Genomic DNA, 22,244 nt, shown 5'->3' on the forward strand with positions numbered 1-22,244 from the left:
CGCGTAGACCCGGGCGGCGCGCTTGCCAATCCAGGCTTGTCCGAGTAGCGGCTGATGCCTACTTTCCAGGCAGATATGCACGACCTTGCTCCCATTCAGATCGGTCCCGTCCGGATCGAGGCCCCGGTGTTGCTGGCGCCGATGACTGGCGTGACGGACTTGCCGTTCCGACGGGCAGTGCGGCGGTACGGGTCCGGATTGAACGTGACCGAGATGATCGCCAGTCAGGCGGCGATCCGCGAGACCCGCCAGTCCATCCAGAAGGCGGCGTGGGATCCGATCGAAGAGCCGGTTTCGATGCAGCTGGTCGGCTGCACGCCCCATGAGATGGGCGAGGCCGCAAGGCTCAACGAGGATCGCGGCGCGGCGATCATCGACATCAACATGGGATGCCCCGTCCGCAAGGTGACGAACGGCGACGCCGGATCGGCGCTGATGCGCGACCTGACACTTGCCGCCGCTCTGATCGAGGCCTGCGTGAAGGCAGTAAAGGTGCCCGTCACCGTGAAGATGCGGATGGGCTGGGACCATGATAGCCTGAACGCGCCCGAACTCGCGCGCATCGCGCAGGATCTGGGTGCGCAGCTAGTCACCGTACACGGCCGCACCCGCAACCAGATGTACAAGGGCTCCGCGGACTGGTCCTTTATCCGCCGCGTCAAGGATGCGGTGACCATTCCGGTGATCGCAAACGGGGATATCTGCACTGTCGCGGATGCGCGTGAGGCGCTCGCCCAGTCGGGTGCCGATGGCGTGATGATTGGCCGTGGCGCCTATGGTAAACCCTGGCTCCTGCGGCAGGTGATGGACGCGCTGTCGGGAAAGGGCGACCGCGCAAATCCTGGTCTTGAGGAACAATACCGCGTCGTTGTTGAGCATTATGTAGACACCCTTGCTCACTATGGCGATGAAGTGGGCGTCAACATGATGCGCAAGCATATCGGTTGGTACACCAAGGGCATTCATGGCTCAGCCGAGTTCAGGAACAAGGTGAACCAGGTGTCCGACCCCAAGCGCGTGCTCGATATGCTCGATGAATTCTACGCGCCGTGGCGCTCGCGCGCAGCGGCTTGAGCCGCGCCGTCGCGACAGAGGCCAGGAGGCCGAGCTACGCGGACGTGTTCGCCGCACTTCCGATCGCGATCCTGGTATTGGACGCCGATGGACGCATCGCGCACGCTAATCCGGCATGCGAGTTGCTGCTCAACCAGAGCGAGACTGCGATGGTCGGTCAGCGATATGACGCCGTCCTGCTTCCACCAGACGACTATGCAGAGCGTAAGGACGGACACGGTTTCGCCGCGTTCGATGTCGACGTGATGACGGTCCGAGGCGTGCGCGTGCGGGTCGACTTCCTCGAAGCGCCGATTGGCGAGCACGCCGGCTGGCGCATCCTCGCTCTGCATCACGCGGCACAATCGCGCAGGATGACGCATGGTGCCGACCGATCCGCGGGGGCAAGAGCCGCGATCGGCGCCGCCGCCATGCTGGGGCACGAGATCAAGAACCCGCTCTCAGGCATTCGGGGAGCCGCTCAGTTGCTGCAGGGTGGCGAGGAGGATGCTGGCTTGACTGCGTTGATCACCGCCGAGGTCGACCGCATCGCGACGCTGATCGACCGGATGCAGGATTTCACCGACACGCGGCCCCTCGCGATTCGGCCAACGAACATCTACCCGTTGCTCGACCACTCTCGTCGTGTTGCGTTGGCGGGCTTTGCACGTGATATCCCTATCGAAGAACGCTTCGATCCTTCATTGCCTTCGATCCTGGTCGACCCCGACGCACTCCTTCAGATACTGCTGAACCTCCTGAAGAACGCTGCGGAGGCTTTGACGGGTACTGGCGAGCCGCGGATCACGATCGCCACCGCATATCGCCACGGCATGTCGGTCAGCAGCGGGGCCGGTCGACCGCGTCAGCCGCTACCAATCGAGGTTCTGGTCATGGACAATGGTCCGGGCGCTCCAGACGACATCATTGATCATCTGTTTGAGCCCTTCGTGTCCAGCAAGCCGGAAGGGAAAGGCCTCGGTCTTCCGCTCGTCGACAAGCTGGTCCGCGACATGGGCGGGGTGGTGCAATATTCACGAGAGCGCGATCCGGAGGTCACCGTGTTCCGCCTCCTCCTTCCGAGGGCGGCATGAGCGGAACCGTGCTTGTCGTCGATGACGACGCGGCGATCCGAACCGTCGTCGCCGCGGCGCTGAAACGCGACGGCCACCGTGTGATCCTGGCGGCGAGCGTCGCCGAGCTGCATGAAAGGCTGGCGGTCGAGACGCCGGACGTGCTGGTGACAGATGTGGTCCTGCCGGACGGCAACGGCCTTGAAGTCGTAGCCACTCTGTTGCGCGATCGGCCCGGACTGCCGGTGATCGTGTTTTCGGCGCAAAACACGCTGGCGACCGCTGTACGGGCAACCGAGGTTGGCGCCTTCGACTACCTTCCCAAGCCGTTCGATCTGGACATGCTGACCCGCGCCGTTCGCGCGGCATTGGCCAAGGCGCGGAGTGGAGAGACCGATTTCACGGTGACCGAGGCGGGGCCGGGTTCGCTGATCGGCCGGTCTCCGGCCATGCAGGAAGTGTACCGAGTCGTGGCGCGTGTGGTCGCGAACGATCTCACGGTTCTAATCTCAGGCGAGTCCGGGACGGGCAAGGAACTTGTCGCCAAGGCGATACATGATCTGGGTCCGCGCCGACGTGCCCCGTTCATCGCACTGAACATGGCGGCGATTCCTCGCGAACTCATCGAGGCCGAATTGTTCGGGCATGAACGCGGGGCGTTTACTGGCGCGCAGGCGCGGGTTGCCGGCAAGTTCGAGCAGGCCGCGGGCGGAACGCTGTTCCTCGACGAGATCGGCGACATGCCGATGGATGCGCAGACCCGCTTGCTGCGGGTGTTGCAGTCTGGGGAATTCACCTCGGTCGGCGGCGTGCGAACGATCCGCGCCGACGTTCGGATCGTGGCGGCGACGAACAAGGAGCTTCCGCAGCTCGTCCAATCAGGACTGTTTCGCGAGGATTTGTTCTACCGGCTCAATGTCGTGCCGATCGCGTTGCCGGCGCTGCGTGAACGGAGGCAGGACGTGCCGCTGTTGGCGCGGTATTTCCTGGAGCGTGCCGCAGGGGAAGGCTTGCCGCGCAAGCAGTTGGAACCGGATGCCATCGCAACGCTCGAAGCGTATGCGTGGCCCGGAAACGTGCGGGAGCTCGAGAACCTGATGCGGAGGCTCGCGGCGCTTGCCCGGGATGATCGTATCGACGCTTCGACAATTCGCGACACCCTAGGCGGAACGCAGGTACAGCCAAAGGCAAGCGGAGATGCGCGTCTCGAGTCGGCGGTACACGCCTGGCTCGACCACATCGCCATGACCGAACCCCAATCACTGGACGACGGCACGTTGTACGATCGACTGATCGGCGACGTGGAACGCCCGCTGATCGAAGCGATGCTGACCCGGCATGGCCGTAATCAGCTCAGGGCGGCGCGGGCTCTTGGCATTAACCGCAATACCTTGCGCAAGCGCCTCGACACCCTCGGGATCGAGATCGATGACGAGATATCCCGCGGCTCGGGATCTTAACGCACGCCTCTATGAAATTATGTGTTTTCTGAGCAACGGTTGCGTTGTATCGAAGACACGATGGATGTAGCCGTTGAGCAGACAGCCGAAACCGAACCGCGCGAGCGGCGGTTGGGCGTCACGCCGGCGATAGAGCTCCTGGTATTAGCGATCGCGGCCGTAATGGCGCTAGCAACCTACTTCATCGTTGCCCGACAGGGCATGCCGCAGCGGCTTCTGACTCCGCCGCTGGTGGCAACCCTGCTGGTTGCGAATCTGATCACATGCGGTTCGCTGATCGTCCTGATTGGCCGTCGCGTTGCCTTGAAAAGGGCCGCGCGCCTACCCGGCGGCGGCCGGGCGCAGCTTCACCTGCGGTTGGTTGCGATCTTTTCCATTCTTGCAGCGGTCCCGACGGTGCTGCTTGCAGTGGTAGCCTCGATCCTGTTTCAGTCGGGCGCCGAGTTCTGGTTCTCCGGCCGCGCGCAGGGCCTGCTTGAGAACTCGCGTGGGCTCGCCGAGGAGTCCTACGCGCAGCTTCTGCAATATGTCGACAACGAGAACATCGCGCTCGCCCGCGACGTGAATCGCGCGCTGAATTCGGGCTATGTGATCGATACGCCCGAATTCAAGGCGAGCTTCTCGTGGACGGTGTTCCAGCGAAGCCTGTCGAGCAGCCTGCTCTTCTCGATTTCGAGCAAGGGAGACATCCAGACGCAGGCGCTGGTCAACAATTCCGATCGCAACCTGATCCTCGACGTTCAGCCAGAGGATGTCCGGAAGATCAGCGAGGGCAAGCTGAGCGTCGTGGGGACCAACCCCAAATACACCTATTCGTTGACGCGCGTCCCGGACACGGACCTGTATCTCTATTCCTATCGCGAGCCGTACGCCAACGAGATGGCGGTTCGGCTAGGCCGCGTGAAGTCGGTGTTCACGGACTATAACGCGCTCCTTTCCAGCTCGCGGTCCATCCAGCTCAAGTTCAACGTCGTCCTGTTCGTGATCTCCCTCGTTATCATCGCGCTGGCAGTGTTCTTCGCGATCACCGCTGCCGACCGGCTGGTCCGTCCGATCAACGAACTCGTGAGCGCGGCAAGACGCGTGGCGGGCGGGGATTTAGGAGTGCGGGTCGCCGTTGCTCCCAACGCCGACGAGATCGCCACGCTCGGCAGTGCGTTCAACGGCATGACCGAGCGGCTGCAGGCGCAGACGGGCGCATTGGTGTCGGCCACCGCAGAGGCGGAGAGCCGCCGCGTGCTGATCGAGGCAGTGATCTCGGGCGTGTCGGCCGGCGTGGTGGCGATCGACGCGGCGCGGAAGGTGGAGCTGATGAACGCGTCGGCGCGCGCGCTGTTGGGGCGCGGGGATGAGGATCCGGTTGGACGGCGTTTGAAGGACGTGGTGCCGGAGCTTGATACTCTTGTTGACGCCGAAGAGCGTGAAGCGGTGGTGCAGATCAGCACGGGCGGTGAAGCGCGGACGCTTGCCGTGAAGGTCACGTCCGACGAGCAGGGACAGGTGCTTACCTTCGACGACATCACCCAGCAGCTGAACGATCAGCGCCGGGCCGCGTGGGCGGATGTCGCACGGCGAATCGCGCATGAGATCAAGAACCCGCTGACTCCGATCCAGCTCGCCGCCGAGCGGCTCCAGCGCCGCTACGGAAAGCAGATCGATCCCGCGGACACGACCTTCGCCAAGCTGACCGAAACCATCGTGCGGCAGGTTGGCGATCTGCGGCGGATGGTCGACGAGTTCTCCTCCTTCGCACGCATGCCCAAGCCTGTGTTCCGCGAGGAGTCGCTGCTCGACATCGCCCGCCAGGCCATGTTCCTGCACGAAGTTGCACATCCGGCCATGCGCTTCGCGCTGGTGGAGCCCGAAACGCCGCCGAGCATGGTGTGCGACCGCCGCCAATTGGGGCAGGCGCTTACCAACATCGTCAAGAACGCGATCGAGGCGATCGACGCCAAGAACGAGCGCGACGGAGAGACGGGAGGAGAAGTGGTGCTGACGCTTCACCCCGAGGCCGATGATCGTGTTCTGCTCACCGTCGCGGATAATGGCGTCGGACTGCCCGCCGAGCGCGACCGCATCATCGAGCCGTACATGACGACTCGAAGCAGAGGCACCGGCCTGGGCCTCGCCATCGTGAAGAAGATCGTGGAAGAGCATTTCGGCACGATCAGCTTCGCCGACCGGCCCGGCGGGGGGACCGTGGTTGCCCTGTCCTTCGACACCGAGCTGCTTGAACGCATGGCATCCGACATCGACGACGGCGAAGGCGGAGAGCCTCGTCCTGCCGCCCTTACACGTAGTGGAAACCGGTCATCATGAGCCTCGATATTCTCGTCGTCGACGACGAACGTGACATCCGCGAACTGGTCGCCGGGGTTTTGGAGGACGAAGGCTACGCCACGCGCGGCGCCGCCGACAGCGACGCGGCGCTGGAGGCCATCGCCGAACGCCGGCCGAGCCTCGTCCTGTTGGACGTATGGCTCCAGGGGTCGCGGCTCGATGGCCTGGAACTGCTGGACGAGATCAAGCGGCGCGATGCGTCGATCCCCGTGCTGGTTATCTCCGGGCACGGAAATCTGGACACGGCGGTAGCGGCGATCCGGCGTGGCGCGTCGGATTTCATCGAAAAGCCGTTCGAGGCGGAGCGATTGCTGCTCCTGGTGGAGCGCGCGACCGAGACCGAGCGGCTTCGTCAGGAAGTCGCGTCGCTCCGCGCGTCGGTGGGGCGCAACAACGACCTGACGGGTACGTCGGCCGCGATCAACTCGGTCCGCGCGACGCTGAAGCGAGTGGCGGCTACGGGCAGCCGCGTGCTGATCACCGGAGGCCCCGGAGTCGGCAAGGAAGTGGCAGCGCGCCTGCTCCATGGCTGGAGCCAGCGCACCACGGCGCCGTTCGTGATCGTCAGCGCGGCGCGCATGACTCCCGAACGCGGTGAAGAGGATCTGTTCGGTGTCGAGGAAGGCGGGGACCTCGTCCGCACCGGCCTGCTCGAGCAGGCCCATGGCGGCACGCTGTTCCTCGACGAGATCGCCGACATGCCGATGCCGACCCAAGCGCGCATCCTGCGGGTCCTGACCGATCAAAGCTTCAGCCGGATCGGCGGCACGCGAATGGTCAAGGTCGATGTGCGGGTCGTTTCGGCGACCTCGCGCGACTTGCAGGCTGAAAGCGCCGCGGGCCGCTTCCGCGAGGATCTCTATTACCGACTGAACGTGGTCCCGGTCTGCATCCCGTCGTTGACCGATCGGCGCGAGGATATTCCCGTGCTGGTGGAGCATTTCGTAGCGCATTATGCCAGCGAGCGGCGCGTGCCGACGCCGGAGGTCGCCCCGGACGCGATGGTGGCGCTGCAAAGCTATGAGTGGCCGGGCAATGTGCGCCAGTTGCGCAACATCGTCGAGCGGACAGTCATCCTGGCGCCCGGCGACCGCATCGGCCGGATCGACCTGGATCTGTTGCCCACCGAGGTTCTGGGCGCATCGAGCGACAGCGGCGGCGGGGTAGGGCAGAGCGCCATCATGGGCGCGCCGCTGAAGGAGGCGAGGGAAAGCTTCGAGCGCGAATATCTTCGCGTTCAGATCCGGCGGTTCTCCGGCAACATTTCCCGCACGGCCAGCTTCATCGGGATGGAACGCTCGGCACTGCATCGCAAGCTGAAGCTGCTGGGGATTACCGAGACGCGAGAGGATTAGCGCGTGGACGAAGGGCTGCGAAGAACCTAAGGTATGCCGGCGCGCCAGGGTGGCGCCGCCTCCGACGCCGGGAAACGGCGCCAAGCGGAAAAATTCCGCCAAAAATCGAAGGACTTGACGCCAATGGCCGAGAAGCAAACCTCGCTCCAAGACCTTTTCCTCAACTCGCTCCGTCGTTCCAAGGTGCCGGTCACCATGTTCCTGGTGAAGGGCGTGAAGCTCCAGGGCATCGTTACCTGGTTCGATAATTTCTCCGTGCTGCTCCGCCGCGACGGGCAGTCGCAGCTGATCTACAAGCATGCGATCTCGACCATCATGCCGGGCGGGCCGATGGACCTGACCTCGCTGCTGGAGGCTGCGGGCGAGTATCAGCACAAGAACCCCGTGCTCCAGGAAATCTTCCTGAACGCCGTCCGGCGTCAGCAGGAAAATGTGACGATGTTCCTCGTCAACGGCGTCATGCTCCAAGGACAGATCGCCGCGTTCGACCTGTTTTGCATGTTGCTCCAGCGCGAAGGCATGGCGCAATTGGTCTACAAGCATGCGGTGTCGACGATCCAGCCCGCGCATCCGCTGAACCTGGCCGAGGAAACGAACGGCGCCGATAGCGATTGATACGCCATGAGCACCGGTTTTGATCGTGATCCCGACGAATTCTCGCGGGGCGCGCGCGCAGTAGTCGTTTTCCCCGATATGGGGGGCAGTTCCCGTGACGCGGATGCGCGCCTGGAGGAGACCGCCGGCCTGGCCGCCGCAATAGGCGTGGAGGTTCAGCAGCGGGTCGCGATCAAGCTCCGGCAACCCAAGCCGGGCACGCTGATCGGTTCAGGTCAGGTCGAGGCGCTGGCCGAATCGGTGCGCGACGAGGATTTGCAGCTCGCGGTGTTCGATGCGGCGCTGACGCCAGTGCAGCAGCGCAACCTCGAGACGGCGCTCGGCTGCAAGGTGATCGACCGTACCGGCTTGATCCTGGAGATATTCGGCGAGCGCGCGCGCACAGCGGAAGGCCGCTTGCAGGTCGAGCTCGCCCACCTCGATTATCAGGCGGGGCGGCTGGTGCGCAGTTGGACCCATCTGGAGCGCCAGCGCGGCGGCTTCGGCTTCCTGGGCGGCCCAGGCGAAACCCAGATCGAAGCCGATCGCCGATTGATCCGCGACCGCATGGCGCGGCTACGTCGCGAGCTGGATCAGGTGAGCCGCACGCGCGCGCTGCACCGCGATCGGCGTCAGCGGGCGCCATGGCCGGTCATCGCGCTGGTGGGATATACCAATGCCGGCAAGTCGACGCTGTTCAACCGGCTGACCGGCGCCGAGGTGATGGCCGAGAATCTGCTGTTCGCCACGTTGGATCCGACGTTGCGCCAGATCGCCCTGCCCGGGATCGACAAGGCGATCCTGTCTGACACCGTGGGGTTCGTGTCCGAGCTGCCCACCCAGCTGGTCGCCGCGTTCAAGGCGACGCTGGAGGAAGTGGTGTCGGCGGATTTGCTGGTGCACGTGCGCGACATTGCGCATCCCGACACCGAGGCGCAGCGCAGCGATGTCGAAAAGGTGCTGGGCGAGATCGGCGTGTCGGAGACGACGCCGCGGTTCGAAGCCTGGAACAAGCTCGATCTGCTCGACGAGGACGAGCGGGCCGCGCTTCTGGAGGAAGCCGCCAAGCGCGAAAACGTGATGCCGATCTCGGCGATGTCGGGGGAAGGCGTCGACGCGCTTGTCGACGCGATCGCCGGCAAGCTGACGAAAGAGCATCGGCGCTATACCATCGCGTTGGATCCCGCCGATGGCGCGGGCGCGGCGTGGCTCCACCAGCATGGCGAAGTCTGCGACCACTGGGTCGAGGACGGCCAGGCCGTGTATGAAGTTCGCATGGCACCACGCGATCTCGAACGGTTCGAGACCCGCAACGCCTGAGCGTCTCAGCGGCGTGCCTTGGCCCGCTGCCAGAGCAACTCCTTGGCGTCGAGGTCCAGGCCGGCGAACCCTTCCCCGGCGTCGGCTTCCATCGCCTTGAAACGCCCCTCGAACTTGGTGTTGGCGCGGCGAAGCGCTGCCTCGGGATCGATGCCGAACTTGCGGGCCCAATTCACCACTGCGAACAACAGGTCGCCGATCTCTTCCTCGCGTTCGGCGTCGGAGGCGGTGTCGACCTCCGCGATCTCTTCCTGGACCTTGGCGCGGGCGCCGCTTGGATCGGGCCAATCGAAGCCGACGCCGGCGGCGCGCTTCTGAAGCTTTTCGGCGCGCAGTAGCGCCGGCAGCCCCACTGCGACGCCGTCGAGCGCGCTGGTAAGGCCTTTCGCTTCGCGTTCTTCGGACTTGATCTGCTCCCAGCGGTGATGCCCGCCCTCGGCCTCGCCACGAAAGATATGCGGGTGACGGCGCTCCATCTTTTCGCTGATCGAGTCGATTACGTCGGGCAGCGCGAAATGCCCCGCTTCCTCGGCGATGCGGCTGTGGAACACCACCTGGAGAAGGAGATCGCCTAGCTCGTCCTTCAGGTCGGCCATGTCGTCTCGCTCGATCGCGTCGGCGACCTCATAGGCTTCCTCGATCGTGTACGGGGCGATCGTCGCGAAGGTCTGGACGCTGTCCCACTCGCAGCCACGCTCCGGATCGCGGAGGCGGACCATGATCTGGGCTAGGCGTTGCAAAGTCATGCGTGGGCTTTCCTGGCGGCGGGTGGTGCCATTGAAAGGGGACGGCGCCTTGCGTCAATCCCGCATGCCGGTGGTGAAAGGCCTGAAAACGCGGTAGCTTTCGAGCCGCATGTCCCAGAACCTTCCCGCCGCCGTCACCGAACGATCCGCAGCCGATGGCGAGACGTTCGCGCGCGAAGTGGTGAACACGTACGAGCCGGTTATCCTGCGTGGGCAGGTTCGGCACTGGGCGGCGGTCCGTGCCGGTGCGCGGGGCGACCGGGCGATGGCCGAATATCTGGCTGGCTTCGGCGGTGGGCGGCCATTGGAGGTCATGATCGGCGCGCCCGAGATCGCCGGGCGGTTCTTTTACAATGGCGACCTGACCGGGTTCAACTTTCATCGCCAGCAAGTGCCGCTGGGGCAGTTATTGGGCGAGCTCCTGAGGTATGCCGAAGACGGTGTGGCTGCGCCGCATGCGCTCTACGCCAATGCCGCGACGGCGCCTGAACATCTGCCGGGGTGGGATGCGGATAACGCCCTGAACTTGCCGACGGGTGACGCCCCGGCGCGGCTGTGGATCGGCAACGGGACGCGGGTGGCGACCCATTACGACCAGTCGAACAATGTCGCCTGCGTCGTCCATGGGCGGCGCCGCTTCACGCTGTTTCCGCCCGAACAGATCGCCAACCTCTACATCGGTCCGCTCGACCAGACGCTTGCGGGGCCACCGTCGAGCATGGTCGATCCCGACACACCCGATCTGGCGCGCTACCCCCGCTTCGAGGAGGCGATGGCACATGCGCAGGTTGCCGAGCTGGAGCCGGGCGACGCTATCTTCATCCCGGCGATCTGGTGGCATCATGTCCGCGCGTTCGACCGGTTGAACGTGCTGGTGAACTATTGGTGGAACGCGGAAGCGACGGCATCGCCGTTCGGGGCACTGATCCACGCGTTGATGAGCATCCGCGACTTGGCCGAGCCGGAAAAGGCGGCGTGGCGATCCTGGTTCGACCATTATGTGTTCGGGCCGGACGCGAGCCAGGCGGGCGCGCATCTGCCAGAGCCCGCGCGCGGCATCCTGGCGGCGGGAAGCCCGGCGCGGACCGAGCGGTTGCGCGCCTTCCTCATCAGGATGCTGGGCGGGCGGGGTTAAGCAGCGCCTGCGTCATGCGCGCGAGAAGCTGTCCAGCAGCGTCGCTCGCATCCGCGCGGCGGTGACGACGTCGGGCGGGCCGAGAATGCCCTTCACGTCGTCCGGCAAGTGCTCGGCGGGATCGCCGTCACGGCGGAAGACCAAATAGTCGAACAGCGTGCGATAGACCTGCCGCTGATCGTCGGGAAGCGATCCGATGGTCACCAGCGCGTGGAGCAGCGCGTCATAGGGATTGCCCATCCCGGCGGGCGCGGGGTTCCACCAATAATTGACGAAGGCGTTGACCGGTTCGAGCGACTCCACCGCGTGCCACCAGTGGAAGGGGATGTAGATCGCGTCACCAGGCTCAAGGGTAGCGGACCGGCCCAGCTTTGCGGCTTCGGCGAAGCGCGGGAAGCGGTCGAGATTGGGGGCGTCGGGGTCGACCAGGCTGATCGGGGTTCCCGCGGGGGTCAGCTCCAGCGGGCCCATATAGAGGTTCGCGATTTGATCGGGCGGGAACAGCGTGAAGCGGCGGCGGCCCATCACCACTACACCGATATTCTCCATCAGGTCATAATGCGTGGCGACGCGGATCGCGTTGCCGAGCCACATGCGCGGGATCACCGAGGTTGGCAGCAGGCTCGTCGCGTTCTCGTCGGTGAAGCCGGGCAGGAGTTGCGGCAGCGGCACCGATTGGACCGCCATCGCATAGGGCCGGGCATGATCGCGGTCGCGCAGCAGGCGATCGAGAAACGGATCGAGCGGGCTCTGGCCGCGGACGAAGTTCAGCGCCTTCAGATCGGGGGTGTAGAAGAAGCGCCCGCCGATCTCCGGCTCGCCCAGGATCGCGGAGACCGGCTGCGAGTGGCTGAAGCGCTTGAGATAGGCGATGCCACGCTCGGCAGAGTCCTGCGCCGCCGTTACCGCCGGCCAGTCGCGGCCGAGCCCGCGCAAGACCATTGGGCGCGCGGCCGGACGCACTTCCTCCTCGAAGGTACGGCGGTCGATACGATCGATCTCGGGAAGGGGCGGATAGGTCATGATGCGGCCGCGAGCGGTGCCGGAGCGCAGCCGATCTGGCCGAGATAGTCGTCCTGAAGCGGCATGATCGACGCGGTATCGGCGACGACCTGGCGGATATGCTGGAGCCGCGACAGCGTCTCGTCGTCCGAGAGCAGGTCGGCCGCCGGGTGATAGCCGCCCGCCTCGATCCCCTGGCCGACCATCACCGAGAGCCAACTGGTCTCGGTGAACAGCTCGTTGCCTTCGCGGAAGATGCGGCCGTTGGCGCCGAAGATGGCAAGCTTGTCGGCGAGGCCGGGTGGCGGCTCCAGCGTGCGGCAATAGTCCCAGAACGGCGTGTCGGCGCGCTCGGTCGCCTTGTAGTGCAGCACGAGGAAGTCGCGGATCTCGAGGTAATCGGAGACATGCGCGGCGTTGAACCGGTCGATTTCCAGCTGGTCGAAGCGGCGCGTCGGCCAATAAGTGAGCAGCCGGGCGATCGCCGACTGGACCAAGTGGATGCTGGTCGATTCGAGCGGCTCGAGAAAGCCGCCCGCGAGCCCGAGCGCGACGACGTTGCCGACCCAGGCACGGCGGCGATGCCCGGCGGTGAAGCGTAGCGGCCGCGGATCGGCGAGGGGTTTGCCGTCGAGGTTCGCGAGCAGGGTGGCGGCTGCTTCGTCGTCGGAGAGATGCGCGGACGAATAGACATAGCCGTTGCCGATGCGGTGCTGGAGCGGAATCCGCCACTGCCAGCCGGCGCCGCGCGCAGTGGAGCGGGTGAGCGGCTGGCGGTCGCCGCCATGCTCGCACGGCACCGCTACCGCGCGGTCGCACGGAAGCCATGGCGTCCAATCCTCGAACCCGGCTGCCATCGCACCCTCGATCAGCAGCCCACGAAAGCCCGAGCAGTCGAGGAACAGGTCGCCTTCGACGCGCTTGCCCGACTGGAGCAGCACCGCCGCGACATGGCCGGTCTCCGCGTCGCGCTCGACATCGACGATGCGGCCCTCGGTGCGGGTTGCGCCATTGCCCTCGGCCAGCCGGCGCAGGAAGCGGGCGTAGAGACCGGCGTCGAACTGGAAGGCATAGCCCAGCTTGGACAGCGGTGAGGCGGGCTGGTCGGGGCGGGGATGGGCGAAGCGCCCCTGAAGGCCGCCGACGATGCTGAGCGAATAGGCGTCGAGCGGGGTTTGGTCGCCCAGCGTGCGGCCCTTCAGCCAGAAATGGTGGAACTCGATACCCTTCATGTCGAGGCCATAGAAGCCGAAGGGGTGGACGTAGCGGTGGCCGGGGCGCAGCCAATCGACGAACTCGATGCCTAGCTTGTAGGTCGCGCGGGTTTCGCGGACGAACTCGGCCTCATCAATGCCCAGCATCTTGTTGAACAGGACGATCTGCGGGATCGTCGCTTCGCCGACGCCGATCGTGCCGATCTCATCGGACTCGACGAGCTCGACCGAGAAGCCGGGCATCGCGCCCATGACGCGAGTGATCGCCGCGGCCGTCATCCAGCCTGCGGTGCCGCCGCCGACGATCACGACGCGGCGGATCGCGTCGGTCCTCACAATGGATTGGCCGAGAAGTTGAAGGGCGATTCGGAAGCAAAGGAGAAGGTGGGTTCTCCCTGCGCAGGTGCCGCGGCGGGCGCGGAAGCCGCCGGCGGGTTCGCGAGCGTCGCGCCGGTGTGACGCAGGAAGTCGGCATGGCTCGGCAACTGGGCGGCGACCTGGAGATAGCCCTGACGCATCTGTTCCAGCGCGTCGGCGACCTTGTCCTCGTCGAGCGCGTCGGCGGCGGGTTCGTGCTCCTCGGGCACGATATGTTGGCCCAGGCAGACCGCAACCCAGCTGGTGGTGGCGAACAGCTCGGCGGCCTCGCGGAACACCCGCCCCTTGGCGCGGAACAGGTCGATCTTGCGCTGCAGGGTGTCGGGGACGGCCATATTGCGGCAGCGATCCCAGAATGGCGTGTCGGACCGGCGCGTGGCCTTGTAGTGGAGGATCACGAAATCGCGGACGTCTTCGTAGAGGTCGCGCATCTGACGGTTATACTCGTCCCGCTCTACGGGATTGAAGCGCTGGTCGGGGAACAGCGCGATCAGCTTGGCGATGCCCGACTGGACGAGGTGGATCGAAGTCGATTCGAGCGGTTCGACAAAGCCCGAGGAGAGCCCCAGCGCGACGACGTTGCGGTTCCAGCCTAGCTTGCGGCGGCCGGTCACGAAGGACAGGTGGCGAGGCTCGGCGAGAGGCTCGCCCTCCAGATTGTCGAGCAGTTCGCGTTCCGCCGCCTCGGCGGTCAGGAAGTCGCTGCAATAGACGAGACCGTTGCCCATCCGCTGCTGCAAGGGGATGCGCCACTGCCAGCCGGCGCCGCGCGCGGTGGCGCGGGTGAATGGGTCGGGGTCCCCCGAATAGCGGCTGGGCACCGCGACGGCGCGGTCGCAGGGAAGCCAGTGGCGCCAATCCTCATAGCCGGTGGCGAGCGCTTCCTCGATCAGCAGGCCGCGAAAGCCCGAGCAATCGATGAACAACTCGCCCTCGACGGCGCGGCCGTCCTCCAGCTTCACCGCGGCGACATGGCCATCCTCGGGGCGCAGCGCCACGTCGACGATCCTGCCCTCGATCCGCTGCACGCCGCCGGCCTCGGCGTAGCGGCGCAGGAAGCGGGCATAGAGGCCGGCGTCGAAGTGGAACGCGTAGAGCAGGTCCTTCACCGCCGACTGCGCGCCTTCGGCGGGGCGGGCGAATTTGCCGGATTGCGCCGCGACCGCGCTCATCGACCAGGCGGAGATGTCCTGCATCACCCGGCGCTTGCGTTCGCGCAAATAGAGCTGGTGGAAATGGACCCCGCCGAGATCATGGCCGTGCGCGCCGAAGGGATGAAAATAGCGCTCGCCGACGTCGCCCCAGCCGTCGAACTCGATCCCCAATTTGTAGGTGCCGCCGGTTTCACGAATGAAGTCGTTCTCGTTGATGCCGAGCATGCGGTTGAAGGTGAGGAGCGGGGGGATCGTCGCTTCGCCGACGCCGACGGTGCCGATCTCTTCCGATTCGACCAGGGTGATTCGCGTGACGCCGTTGTCGAGGAAGCGCGAGAATGCCGCAGCCGCCATCCAGCCGGCGGTGCCGCCGCCGACGATGACGACGTTGCGGATCGTATGTTCGTTCATCGGGCGATCCGTCCGAGTTGCGCCGCGTAATGCTCGGCGGCGGTGGGGAAGTGGGGAAGTGCGCGGGCGATCGCGGCGCGGAATCCAGCCATCGCCGCGTCCGACTGCGCGGGCGGGGTTGCCTCGATCAACGGGTCGATGCGGCGGGGGAGGAGGCCTTGTCCGAGCAGGACCGCCAGCCAGCTGTCGCGCGCGAAGGTCTCTTCCTCGAAGAAGGGCAGGCGGCCGCGCTCGGCGAACAGGGTCAGGGTATGCGCCAGGCTGGGGGGGAGGTCGGTGGCAGGCTGCCAGAAGGGCTCGGGGCGCCTGGCAGTGGCGTAGTGGCAGAGGACGAAGTCGCGGACGCGCGTGACCTCGGCGCCCGCCTGACGATTATAATCGGCGATTTCCAGGGGATGGCAGGCGCGGCCTGGCATCATCGCGACGATGCGGTCGATCGCGCTGTGGGCGAGGTGGAGGTTGGTCCATTCGAGCGGCTCGATGACCGTGGCAGCATCGCCCACCGCCACGCAGTTGTGCGCCCAAGGTTCGGGGCGCGTGCCCTGGCTGAATGTAATGGGTGGGTTCGACGGTTGTCCGCCGCTTGCCTCGGCCAACATCTGGCCTGCGTCGGCATCGCTCAAGAACGTGCTGGAATAGCAGAGGCCATGCAGCGTCCTGCTGGGCGTGGCGGTGCGCCAGCGCCAGCCGGCGGGGAGGGCGGCGACCTGATCGAGCGCAGATGGCGTAGCGGCTGGTCCTTGCGCCTGGAGGAGGCGGTCGCAACGCAGCCAGGGTCGCCAGTCCTCCCACTGCGTGTCGATGGCGCCGCGCACGATGCCCTGAGGTCCGGAGGCGTCGATGAACAGGTCGGCTTCGGTCGTGCTGCCGTCGCTCAGCACGAGGCTTTCGATGAAGCCGTCTTCGCCGCGGAGCCGTACCTGCGCCACTTTGCCGTCGCGGCTGTCAACGCCGAGGTGGCGTGCGAAGGCGGCGAGCATCGCGCGGTAGCGGTCGACATCGAGCACGAGGGCAGCCTGGATCCCTGCAAAGGGCGAGCCTGGCTCAGGCTCCGACGCTACCATGCGTCCGGCGCTCGCGAGCATCGCTGCGGGAGCGTGCGCGTCGAAGGGCGCGGCCGATCCAGCGTGCGCGGCACGGACCCAGTGGTGGTGGAACGACGCGGTGCCGAACGGCTGGCCATGCGGGCCATAGGCATGGACATAGCCTGGCTGCTGGAAGACCCAGCCCTCGAACAGGGTACCCAGCCGCCAGCTGCCGCCGGCGCGAAGCACCGCATCCTCCTCACGCAGGCCGAGGTCATCGTGAAAGCCGATGGCCGAGGGAAGCGAGTGCGCCATTTGGTCGGCAAGTGCGTTGGCAGGCGGCGCGGTCGCGACGATCGTCACCGCGAGCGCGGGCATGCGCCGCTTCAAGGCGACGGCGGCGGACCAGCCGACGATGCCGCCGCCGACCACCGCAACGCTGCGCACCGGATCGTCGAGCATCGTCACGCGGCGGCCGGCATCGGGCAGTAGCGCCCAAGATAGGCGAGATGGTCGGGCATGGCGGCGGCGGCGGCGCGGATCTCGGCCTGCATCTGCTCCATGCCCGCGACCAGGCTTTCGATCGAGGGGCCCGCGGCGCGTGGATCGAACCCGGCGGGCGTCACCCGCTGGCCCAGATACACCGACACCCAGCTGGCGTCGAGAAACGCGCCTTCGCGATATTTGACGATGCGGCCGCGGCGGCGGAACAGCTCCATCTTCTCGGCCAGGCTGTCGGGGATCGGCATAGTGCGGACATAGTTCCAGAACTCGGAATCGTCGCGCTGGGTGGCGTGGTAATGAAGGATCAGGAAGTCGCGGACGCGGTCATATTCCATGTCGACGATCCGGTTGAACGCGTCGCGGTCGACTGGGGAAACACTGCGCTCGGGGAACAGCTCGACAAGGGCAGTGATCGCCTGCTGGACCAGGTAGATGCTGGTGGATTCGAGCGGCTCGAGAAAGCCGCCCGACAGGCCGATCGCGACGACGTTGTGCGCCCAGCTGCGCTCGCGGCGGCCGGCCTGGAAGCGAAGCACGCGCGGGCTCGCCAACGGCGTGCCTTCGATCGCCGCCGTGAGGGCGTCGGCAGCCTGCTCTTCCGAGGCGAAGGCGCTGGAGAATACATAACCGTTGCCGGTTCGGTGCTGAAGCGGGATGCGCCAGCGCCAGCCCGCAGGCATCGCGATCGCGCTGGTATAGGGCGTCACCGCGGTGGCGGTGCGGCAGGGAAGCGCGACGGCGCGGTCGGCCGGGAGCCAGCGCGACCAGTCCTGGAAAGGCTCGCCCAGTGTCTTGCCGATCAGCAGCGCGGCGAAGCCCGAGCAATCGACGAACAGGTCGCCCTCGATCCGGCTGCCGTCCTCCAGGAGTACGGCGGTGACGTCACCGCTCTCGCCGTCGCGCTCGACATCGACGATCCGGCCCTCGGTGCGCTGCGCGCCACGGGCTTCGGCGAAGCGGCGCAGATAGGGCGCGAACGCGACGGCATCGAACTGATAGGCATAGCCGAAGGTGGAGGCGATCTGCCGGGGATCGGACGATGGGAGGGCGAAGCGGTTGGTGCGCGCCAGCGTGCAGGCCATCGAAAAGGCCTCGATCGGGGGAAGCTGAACGCCGGCGTGCAGCAGCCGGGCGTAGTAATGGTGGAACTGGACCTCGCCGGTGCCGCGCCCGAACGTCCCGAACGGGTGGATATAGCTGTCGCCGATGCGGCCCCAGTCGCGGAACTCGATGCCCAGCTTGAACGTGGCGCGAGTGGTGGCCATGAATTCGGCTTCGACGATGCCAAGCCGTTCGTTGAAGGCGCGGATGTGGGGCAAGGTCGCCTCGCCGACGCCGATGATGCCGATCGCTTCGGATTCGACCACATGCACGTGACAATGTTCGGGCAGAAGCTTGACGAGCGCGGACGCGGTCATCCAGCCCGATGTACCGCCTCCCACCACCACGACACGCTGCCGATCCGGCTTCGTCATGTGCTCCCATCCCATCCTTCGCACGCCGCTTTGTCGCGACGCTTTTGCCGGTTCATACCAGTTGCCGGACGATTGGCCAGCGCGCGGAGTGGCTATAAAGCCACATTGCCGCAAATTTTGTTAGCGCGAACATTTCCCCTTGCGACCTGCAGAGCTGCACCGTAGTTTTCAAGACGAACGATGCTGCGCGGACAAACGCGACAAGACATCGACGCATAAACAGGGAGGGGACTGGATGCCCATGGGTTCCATATTGAATACGCGTGATGCGAATGCTGAGTCCCGCAAGAAGGCGTTGCGACTTGGCGTGTCTGCGACGGCGATGTGCGTGTTTGCACTGGGCCTGCCGGCATATGCGCAGACCGGCGCCGCGAGCGGCCAGAACACGGCTGGCGCGACCACCGCGACGAGTGGACCCGGAGCGGATCAGGCTGTGCCGCAGGATGCGACGGACGCCCCGGCCGATGCGGCCGCGAGCGGTGACGAAGTCGTCATCACCGGTATTCGCCAGAGCCTGGCCAACGCCCAGAACATCAAGCGCAACTCCGACACCGTTGTCGACGCGATCACCTCGCAGGATATCGGCGCACTGCCCGATCGCTCGGTGACCGAAGCGCTGCAGCGCGTGCCCGGCGTGTCTATCAATCGCTTCGCAGGCAACAACGACCCCGATCACTTCTCGGTCGAAGGGTCGGGCGTGAACGTGCGCGGCCTGAACTTCGTGCGCTCCGAATTCAACGGCCGCGACACCTTTTCGGCGGGTATCGGCGGACAGGCGATCAACTTCGCCGACGTGCCGTCGGAACTGCTCGGCTCGGTTGAAGTCTACAAGAACGCAACCGCCGACCTGATCGAAGGTGGTTTGGCCGGTACGGTCAATCTCAACACCCGCAAGCCGCTCGACAATAAGGGCTTCCATATCGGCGGCGGCATCGAAGCCAATTATGGCGATTTTGCCAAGGAATGGTCGCCGACGGGCTCGCTGCTGATCAGCAACACCTGGGAAACCGGGATCGGTACGTTCGGCATACTCGCCAACGGCTCCTATTCGCGGCTGAAAAGCCGTGCCGACGGTATCCAGGTTACCAATTTCCAGACGCGCGATGGCGTGCAGGCGGCAACCGGGACGGGTACGAACACCACGGTGACGTGCCGTAACCAGCTTCCGGGCAATACCGACGGTTTCACGTTGATTCCGGGTACCATCCCGAACCCCGACACCAGCGCAGGCGCACCTGCCACTTTGCCAAATCCCGCCAATACCTGCGGCAACGCGGGCACTGCTGGTGCGGACGGTTTTGCCGACCCGCTTGCGGTCGCATATGCCCCAATCGGCGGACAATTCCGCAGCCAGGATTATGACCGCAAGCGTGACGGCCAGGCGTTGGCGTTCCAGTGGGAAAGCACCGACCGCCGGACCGTGCTTACCGCACAGTTCCTTCGCACGCACTCGACCAACTCATGGGGCGAGCATACGTTCGAGACCGCACCCGATCTGTCGGAATACAATACCTATCCGGCCGGGTGTCAGCAGAACGGCAACGGCCCGCTGAACGGCGCGGATGCTGCTACGACTCGCGCGGAGTGCCAGTTGAATGGCTCAGGCCAGTTCGTCTTCGGCGCCAATCAGCGGGGCAACGGCTATAACCCCTCCGCGAACGCGTTCCCCAATTTCGTGTACGACGATAACGGCACCTTCCAGAGCGGCTTTATCACGCTGCCCGGTTCGGGCTGGCGCACGGCTGGGAGCGGCACGCCGGAGTCGTTGGTCCCGACGGGCGGTATGCAGCAGTCGCTGTCACGCCGGCAGGTATTCGACGAAAACACCGTAAAGGATGCTGGTCTCAACCTGAAGATCAACCCGGATGATCATTGGTCGATCGGGTTGGACGTCGATTACACCTATGCTCGTCACGATGTGGTGGACCTTAGCGTTTTCGGATCCACCTTTGCCGACGAGGAACTCGACCTGACCGGCAACCTGCCGGTGGTTATTCCGCACAAGCCGCTGACGCTTGCCGCCAACTGGGCGACGCCGAACGCTGCGCTGGCGGCTGCAAGCGACTCCGAATATTTCCAGAGCCGCGACTTCCAGTTCTGGCGTGCGGCGATGGATCACATCGAGCAGAGCGAAGGCGACGAGTACCAGATAAAGGGCGACTTTGCGTACAAGTTCGACGATGGCGACTTCCTCCAGCGGGTGAAGTTCGGCGCGCGCTATGCCGAGCGCTCTCAGGATGTGCGCTACACCGCCTATAATTGGGGGGCGATCAGCGAGGTCTGGTCCGGCGCGCCAGTGTCGTTCAACCAGGGTGATACCAGCCGCTCGTCGCTCTACAGCTTCGACAACTTCTTCCGCGGCAAGACCTCTGCACCGCCAAACGCCTATTTCTACAATGGCGACCTGATCAACGGCTATAACGACGCGGTCAGCTTCTTCCAGACGCAGAACGACATCTGGCGCAACACAAATGGCGCAACGGCAACCAACCGTTTCCTGGGTGCCGGACAACGTGCCGGTGCGATCCCCGGGACTGCTTTCCTGCCTTCCGAAGTGTCCAACGTCCGCCAGGAAGACTCGGCCGCCTATGCGATGGTGCAGTTCGGTAACAACGAGCCGGTGTTCGGCGACGTGCGTGTCTCGGGCAACTTCGGCGTGCGCTACGTTCACACCGATGTGTACTCCCGGACCGCGACCGCTGTCCCGAACCGCAGCGAATTGGGAGTGCAAGACCTTTACGGGGTTCGCTGCGCGGAGACGACGCGCGTCGTCAACGGCGTCTCCCAGGTGGTGCGCCCAGGAGGCGTCTGCAGCTTGGGTGAGACGGAGTATACGCGGCTGCGCAACTTCGCGGTCGACGGCTACGCTGCCGTGCCGGCATCGTTCACGAACAGCTACAGCTACTGGTTGCCTAGCGCGAACCTGAAACTGGGACTGTCGCGGGATCTGATTTTCCGTCTTGCCGGCTCCAAGGTGCTGACGCGTCCGGATTTCGCTAACATCCGACCTTATGTGACGTATGCGCTCGAGCCGGGCTCCGGCACCGTCACGATAAACGCAGGCAATCCGTACCTGAAGCCTGCGACCGCATGGCAGTTCGACGCGACGCTCGAATGGTATTTCGGCCGCGTGGGGCAGCTGTCGTTCGACGCCTTCTACAAGACCGTGGACGGCTTCTTCTACCAGTCGCTCGTCAACCGTTCGGTGACCAACAACGGTATCACGCAGAACATCCAGGCACGCGGCCCGGAAAATTATACCGGCAAGGGCAAGATCAAGGGCTTTGAAATTGCCTACCAGCAGACGTTCGACTTCCTGCCTGGTTTCCTTGGCGGGTTCGGCTTCAACGGCAACTACACCTTTATCGAGAGTTCGGGTCTGCCCAACTCGTTCCTGAACGGGGGAACGCCTTCGGCTACCTCAACCGTCGCGAAGGGGAGTCTGCCGCTCGAAGGGCTTTCCAAGCACAATGTGAACGCGACGCTGTTCTATGAGAAGGGGCCGATCTCGCTTCGGGCCGCGTATAACTGGCGCTCGCGCTTCCTGCTTACCGCGGCGGACGTGATCTTCCCGTATACGTCGATCTTCAACGATGCGAGCGGACAGCTCGACGCGTCGGCGTTCATCAACCTCAACAAGTACGTCAAGCTTGGCGTCCAGGGCGTGAACCTGACGAACACGACGACCAAGCTGCTACAGGCGTATAAGGCAGGATCCGACGAGCTGGCGCCGCGGTCCTACTTCACCAACGACCGGCGCTATTCGATCATCTTGCGCGCGAACTACTGACGTTCATACGCAAGAGGGGGAGGAAGGCGGCGCTGATGCGCCGCCTTTTTCTTTGCTTAAGCTTGCCGGTATCGCGGCAACAGCGCGACAAACTGGGTCGTCAGCGCACCGCCAGCCTTGCCTAGAAATGCGGGACGATGTTGCCGCAAAAAATGGGTTGAACCTTCGGCCTAGAGTTTTCCTCAAGGGTGGGGCCGAGATCACCACGTTAGAGC

The 22,244-nt window shown here is 65.1% G+C and carries 15 protein-coding genes; 9 read left to right on the plus strand and 6 right to left on the minus strand.

Annotation, left to right across the window (positions count from 1 at the left end; translation table 11 throughout):
* Positions 1 to 75 precede the first annotated feature (75 nt).
* The 7 genes from dusB to hflX are packed head-to-tail and all read left to right on the plus strand — an operon-like array spanning position 76 to position 9,195.
* Positions 76 to 1,074, plus strand: coding sequence for a tRNA dihydrouridine synthase DusB (gene dusB / locus LZ586_RS02555; protein WP_235078129.1), 999 nt, complete (start codon positions 76 to 78; stop codon positions 1,072 to 1,074).
* Positions 1,050 to 2,147, plus strand: a complete 1,098-nt coding sequence (locus tag LZ586_RS02560; protein ID WP_235078130.1) for a two-component system sensor histidine kinase NtrB — start codon at positions 1,050 to 1,052, stop codon at positions 2,145 to 2,147. The genes dusB and LZ586_RS02560 overlap by 25 nt, the downstream gene beginning before the upstream one ends.
* Complete coding sequence (gene ntrC / locus LZ586_RS02565) at positions 2,144 to 3,586, plus strand: nitrogen regulation protein NR(I) (protein ID WP_235078131.1); 1,443 nt, start codon at positions 2,144 to 2,146, stop codon at positions 3,584 to 3,586. Before LZ586_RS02560 ends, ntrC begins: the two co-directional genes overlap by 4 nt.
* Positions 3,587 to 3,646: 60 nt before the next feature.
* A complete protein-coding gene (locus LZ586_RS02570; protein WP_235078132.1) occupies positions 3,647 to 5,905 on the plus strand; it encodes a sensor histidine kinase NtrY-like in 2,259 nt (752 codons plus the stop codon).
* Entirely contained in the window at positions 5,902 to 7,281 is a 1,380-nt protein-coding gene (locus LZ586_RS02575) for a sigma-54-dependent transcriptional regulator (RefSeq protein WP_235078133.1), read from the plus strand. Before LZ586_RS02570 ends, LZ586_RS02575 begins: the two co-directional genes overlap by 4 nt.
* A 33-nt stretch (positions 7,282 to 7,314) precedes the next feature.
* Complete coding sequence (gene hfq / locus LZ586_RS02580) at positions 7,315 to 7,896, plus strand: RNA chaperone Hfq (RefSeq protein WP_261346025.1); 582 nt, start codon at positions 7,315 to 7,317, stop codon at positions 7,894 to 7,896.
* 6 nt (positions 7,897 to 7,902) lie between these two features.
* Positions 7,903 to 9,195, plus strand: a complete 1,293-nt coding sequence (gene hflX, locus LZ586_RS02585; RefSeq protein WP_235078135.1) for a GTPase HflX — start codon at positions 7,903 to 7,905, stop codon at positions 9,193 to 9,195.
* 5 nt (positions 9,196 to 9,200) lie between these two features.
* On the opposite strand, the gene mazG is transcribed toward hflX, so the two are convergent.
* Positions 9,201 to 9,941 (minus strand): nucleoside triphosphate pyrophosphohydrolase, encoded by a 741-nt coding sequence (mazG, locus tag LZ586_RS02590; protein WP_235078136.1) that lies wholly within the window; start codon positions 9,939 to 9,941, stop codon positions 9,201 to 9,203.
* A 109-nt stretch (positions 9,942 to 10,050) separates the two neighbouring features.
* Here mazG and LZ586_RS02595 point away from each other — a divergent pair, with 109 nt between their 5' ends.
* Positions 10,051 to 11,076, plus strand: coding sequence for a cupin-like domain-containing protein (locus tag LZ586_RS02595; protein ID WP_235078137.1), 1,026 nt, complete (start codon positions 10,051 to 10,053; stop codon positions 11,074 to 11,076).
* Positions 11,077 to 11,088: 12 nt separating this feature from the next.
* Here the strand turns inward: LZ586_RS02595 and LZ586_RS02600 are convergent, their stop codons facing one another.
* Genes LZ586_RS02600 through LZ586_RS02620 form a run of 5 tightly spaced genes read right to left on the minus strand, consistent with a single transcriptional unit; the run spans position 11,089 to position 18,239 of the window.
* Complete coding sequence (locus tag LZ586_RS02600; protein ID WP_235078138.1) at positions 11,089 to 12,099, minus strand: cupin-like domain-containing protein; 1,011 nt, start codon at positions 12,097 to 12,099, stop codon at positions 11,089 to 11,091.
* Complete coding sequence (locus tag LZ586_RS02605; RefSeq protein ID WP_235078139.1) at positions 12,096 to 13,628, minus strand: tryptophan halogenase family protein; 1,533 nt, start codon at positions 13,626 to 13,628, stop codon at positions 12,096 to 12,098. Before LZ586_RS02605 ends, LZ586_RS02600 begins: the two co-directional genes overlap by 4 nt.
* Entirely contained in the window at positions 13,625 to 15,235 is a 1,611-nt protein-coding gene (locus tag LZ586_RS02610; protein ID WP_235078140.1) for a tryptophan halogenase family protein, read from the minus strand. Before LZ586_RS02610 ends, LZ586_RS02605 begins: the two co-directional genes overlap by 4 nt.
* The gene (locus tag LZ586_RS02615; RefSeq protein ID WP_235079711.1) at positions 15,232 to 16,722 is read right to left on the minus strand and encodes a tryptophan 7-halogenase; all 1,491 of its coding nucleotides are present in this window, start codon (positions 16,720 to 16,722) and stop codon (positions 15,232 to 15,234) included. The genes LZ586_RS02610 and LZ586_RS02615 overlap by 4 nt, the downstream gene beginning before the upstream one ends.
* 2 nt (positions 16,723 to 16,724) lie before the next feature.
* Positions 16,725 to 18,239: a tryptophan halogenase family protein gene (locus LZ586_RS02620; protein ID WP_235078141.1), complete on the minus strand. Its 1,515-nt coding sequence runs from the start codon at positions 18,237 to 18,239 to the stop codon at positions 16,725 to 16,727.
* Between the two features lie 322 nt (positions 18,240 to 18,561).
* Here LZ586_RS02620 and LZ586_RS02625 point away from each other — a divergent pair, with 322 nt between their 5' ends.
* Entirely contained in the window at positions 18,562 to 22,029 is a 3,468-nt protein-coding gene (locus LZ586_RS02625) for a TonB-dependent receptor (protein WP_235078142.1), read from the plus strand.
* The last annotated feature ends 215 nt before the right edge of the window (positions 22,030 to 22,244 follow it).

The organism is Sphingomonas sp. S2-65 (assembly GCF_021513175.1).
Taxonomy (GTDB): domain Bacteria; phylum Pseudomonadota; class Alphaproteobacteria; order Sphingomonadales; family Sphingomonadaceae; genus Sphingomonas.